This window comes from Corallococcus sicarius (assembly GCF_003611735.1).
Lineage (GTDB): Bacteria > Myxococcota > Myxococcia > Myxococcales > Myxococcaceae > Corallococcus > Corallococcus sicarius.
Map to the genome: position 1 here is coordinate 1 of NZ_RAWG01000504.1, position 4,461 is coordinate 4,461.

The window sequence follows — 4,461 nt, forward strand, 5'->3', positions numbered from 1 at the left end:
GGCCAGCGGCGGGGGTCGCGCTGGGCTATCAGGGAGGAAGACTCCCCCTGGCGCGATGCCGCGCGACGGGCGCCGAAGGAACTCCCCTGTGAAGAAGCAGCCTGATTCCGCCCCGCCGCGCGCTCGCGAGGAAGACGCGGGCGCGAAGACGTTCCTGGAGCGCTTCCCGGTGGTGGGGATCGGGGCCTCCGCGGGCGGCCTCCCGGCCATCCTGGCCCTGCTGGAGCACCTGCCTCCGCGCACGGGGATGGCGTTCGTGTTCGTGCAGCACCTGTCCCCCCAGCACGAGAGCGCCCTGCCGGAGCTGTTGGGCCGGGGGACGGCGATGCCGGTGCTGGAGGCCTCCGAGGGGCTCACGCTCACGCCGGATCACCTCTACGTCAATCCGCCGGGCGTCAGCCTGACGCTGGAGCACGGGGCCCTGCACCTGGGCCCGCCCCAGGACTCCTCGCAGGGGCTGAGGCTCATCGACGACTTCCTGGCGTCCCTGGCGGAGCAGACACCGGGGCGGGCCATTGGCGTCATCCTGTCCGGCACGGGCTCCGACGGCACCCAGGGGCTGCGGGCCGTGCGCGAGGCGGGCGGCACCACCCTGGTCCAGGAGCCGACGTCCGCCCACTTCGACGGCATGCCCCGGAGCGCCATCGCGGCGGGCTGCGTGGATCACATCCTGCCTCCCGAGGGCATGGCGGTGACCCTCGCGCAGCTCGCCCACCTGGGCACGCTCGCGCCCCAGGTCCACGCGGCGCCGGACGCGGCCCCGGCGCTTCCGGAGGAGGGGCTGCAGCGGGTCTTCGGGTTGCTGCGCGAAGGCGTGGGCGTGGACTTCACGCACTACAAGCCCAGCACCATCCACCGACGGCTGGAGCGACGGATGCTCCTGTGCAAGGTGGAGGACCTGGACACCTATGTCCGCTACCTGGAGGCGCACCCGGAGGAGCTGGACCTGCTCCACCAGGACCTGCTCATCCACGTCACCAGTTTCTTCCGGGACGCCGCCACCTTCGAAGCACTCCAGCAGAAGGTCTTCCCGGAGCTCTTCCAGGGCCGCCCGCACGAGCTGCCCTTCCGCGTCTGGGTCCCCGGCTGCTCCACGGGCGAGGAGGTCTACTCGCTCGTCATGTGCCTGATGGAGTACCTGGGCGCCGCGGCCACGGGCCACTCCCTCCAGGTGTTCGCGACGGACGTGAGCGCGACGGCCATCGAGCAGGCCCGCGCCGCCATCTACCCGGAGGCCAGCGTCTCCGGCGTGTCGCCCGAGCGCCTGCGCCGCTTCTTCGTGAAGACGGAGGGCGGCTATCAGATCCACAAGTCGCTGCGGAACGTCTGCGTCTTCGCGCAGCAGAACCTGGTGAGCGATCCGCCCTTCTCGCGGATGGACCTCATCAGCTGCCGCAACGTCCTCATCTACCTGGGCCCGGTGCTGCAGAAGAAGATCCTGCCCGTCTTCCACTACGCCCTGCGCCCGGGTGGGTTCCTGATGCTGGGCACGTCGGAGACGGTGGGCGCTTCCGCGGACCTGTTCTCCCTGGTGGACAAGCGCAACAAGCTCTACCGGAAGAAGAACACCGCGCCCCCGCCGCACCTCACCTTCACCTATCGGGAGTCCCCGGCGGAGCGGCCCTCCAGCGCGCGGCGCAAGCTGGAGCCCGGGGCCGCGGACCTGGATGCGCAGCAGGAAGCGGACCGGCTGGTGCTCGCCCGCTACGGGCCCCCGGGCGTCATCGTCAACGAGGACCTGGAGATCCTCCACTTCCGGGGCCACACCGGGCCCTACCTCGAACCGCTCCCGGGGGTCGCGAGCCTCAACCTCATCAGGATGGCGCGCGAGGGGCTGGTGCTGGAGTTGAGAGCGGCCCTGCACCGGGCGAAGAAGGGCGACATCCGGGTGCGCAAGGAGGGGCTGACGCTGTCGGGGGGGGACCGGCAGCGCAAGGTCAACCTGGAGGTGCACCCGCTGCGCGCGGCGCACGCGGGGCGCGAGCACTGCTTCCTCGTGCTCTTCGAGGAGGCGCATGAGGCCGCCCCGGCCCCGGAGCGCGAGGGCCACGCCTCCGCGCCCGACGGACGCGAGGGTGAGCACCGGCGCGAGGCGGAGTGGCTGCGCGAGGAGCTGCTCATGACGCAGGAGCACCTGCAGACGGTCACGGAGGAGCAGGAGGCCACGTACGAGGAGCTGCGCTCCGCCACCGAGGAGCTCCAGTCCAGCAACGAGGAGCTGCAGTCCACCAACGAGGAGCTGGAGACCGCCAAGGAGGAGTTGCAGTCCACCAACGAGGAGCTGACCACCGTCAACGAGGAGCTGCAGAACCGCAACCTCGAGCTCAGCCAGCTCAACAGCGACCTGAGCAACCTGATTGGCAGCACCCACATCGCCACCGTGATGCTGGGCAACGACCACCGCATCCGCCGCTTCACGCCCATGGCGGAGGAGGTGCTGAAGCTCTCGCCCTCGGACATCGGCCGCCCCCTGCGCGACGTGAAGCTGGCCCTTGCCCTGCCCGACCTGGAGGCCGCCGTGGCCGAGGTCACCGAGCGGCTGGGCATCATCGAGCAGGAGGTGCGCGACAGCACCGGGCACTGGTATTCGCTGCGCCTGCGCCCCTACAAGTCATTGGACAATAAAATCGAAGGCGCGGTGATGACGCTGCTGGACATCGACCGGCTCAAGGCCAGCCTCGATGAGTCCCGGAGGTCCCGCGAGTACGCCAAGGCCATCGTGGAGACGATGCGCGAGCCCTTCCTGGTGCTGGACGCGGGCCTGCGCGTCATCAACGTCAACCCCGCCTTCTATTCCACCTTCCAGGTGAGCGAGGAGCAGACCCTGGGGCACCCGCTCTACACGCTCGGCAATGGCCAGTGGAACATCCCCCAGCTGCGCCACCTGCTGGAGGAGGTCCTGCCCTTGAACAAACACTTGCGGGACTTCGTGATGGAGCACGATTTCGACACCATCGGGCACCGGCGCATGCTGCTCAATGCTCGCCAGCTCTCCAGCGAGACGGCGGGGGTGCCGTATATGTTGCTTTCCATTGAGGATATAACCCGGAGGGCCTGAGCACCTGGGAGGGCCCTCCGCTGGAGGGTTCCCTGCCCGGAAGGGCTCCAGGTGCGTCTGATTGTCGTGGGGGAGTCCATGGATGGGCGGCGGAGCGGGATGACACGGGCGGACCTCACCCAGGCGATGCAGGCATTGGAGAACAACCCCAGCGCCCCGGATGAGCTGCGCGGCCTGCTGCGGGAGCTGCAGCGCCACCAGTTGGAGCTGGAGATGCAGAACCGCGAGCTGCAGGAGGCCCAGCAGGCCTTGGAGGAATCCCGCAACCGCTACATGGAGCTGTATGACTTCGCGCCCATGGCCTGCGTGAGCCTGGATGCGAAGGCCTGCATCCAGGATCTCAACCTCACGGGCGCGGGCCTGCTGGGACAGGACCGCACGCACCTCCAGGGGATGCCGTTCACGCCCTTCGTGGACCCGGCCGACCTGGGCCGCTTCTTCGCCCACGTGCGCCAGTGCATCAATGGGGAGACGGTGAGCACGGAGTTGCGGCTGCGCATCGCGCGGAGGCGGATTGAAGTCCGGCTCCACAGCGCGCCGCTCGAGGACGGGAGGCTCCCGGGGCGCATGTGCCGGACCGCCATCATCGACATCACCGAGCTGCGGCAGATGCAGGTGCGCCTGAGCATGTCCGAGCGCCTGGCGGTGGTCGGCACGCTCGCGGCGGGGATCGCCCACGAGGTCAACAACCCGCTGGCCTTCCTCATGGGAAGCCTGAGCCTGGCCACGCACGCGCTGCGGGCCCCGGCACCGGCGACAGTCGATGCGGAGCTGCTCGCCTTCACGCGCCACCACACCGGCGCGACGCAGGCGCTCGAAGCCCTGTCGCATGCGCAGGCCGGCGCCGAGCGCATCCAGGACATCGTCAAGGACCTGGGCACCTTCGCGCGGCCCAGCACATCGCAGGGCCACGGCGTCGACGTGGAGCAGGTGCTGGAGCTGGCCCTGAAGATGGCCACGGTGGAGATCCGCCACCGGGCCCACGTCGTGCGGGACTACGTGAAGGTGCCGGAGGTCGTCGCCGACAGCGTCCGGCTGGGCCAGGTCTTCCTCAACCTGCTGGTGAACGCGGCCCAGGCCATTCCGGAGGGGATGGCCTCCCGCCATGAGATCTGCGTGCGCCTGAGGGCCTCCGACGAGGGGGTGCTCGTGCAGTTCCAGGACACGGGCGAGGGCATCGCGTCGGACGTCCTGGAGCACATCTTCGACCCCTTCTTCACCACGAAGCGGCTGGGCCAGGGCCTGGGGCTGGGGCTCGCCATCAGCCACAGCCTGGTCGTCCAGATGAATGGGAGCATCAGCGTGGAGAGCACGCCCGGCCGGGGCAGCACCTTCACCGTCCAGCTCCCGGCGTCCTCCGCACCGCGAAAGGTCCCTGCGCCGAGCGCCCCGCCCTCCCCCGC

The 4,461-nt window shown here is 69.7% G+C and carries 2 protein-coding genes; both read left to right on the forward strand.

What is annotated here, in order from left to right; translation table 11 throughout:
• The first annotated feature begins 88 nt into the window (after window positions 1-88).
• Window positions 89-3,058, forward strand: a complete 2,970-nt coding sequence (locus D7X12_RS39660) for a chemotaxis protein CheB (RefSeq protein ID WP_158620215.1) — start codon at window positions 89-91, stop codon at window positions 3,056-3,058.
• A gap of 51 nt (window positions 3,059-3,109) precedes the next feature.
• Window positions 3,110-4,461: two-component system sensor histidine kinase NtrB (locus D7X12_RS39665; RefSeq protein WP_147443950.1), on the forward strand; the 1,352-nt coding region annotated here is incomplete at its 3' end.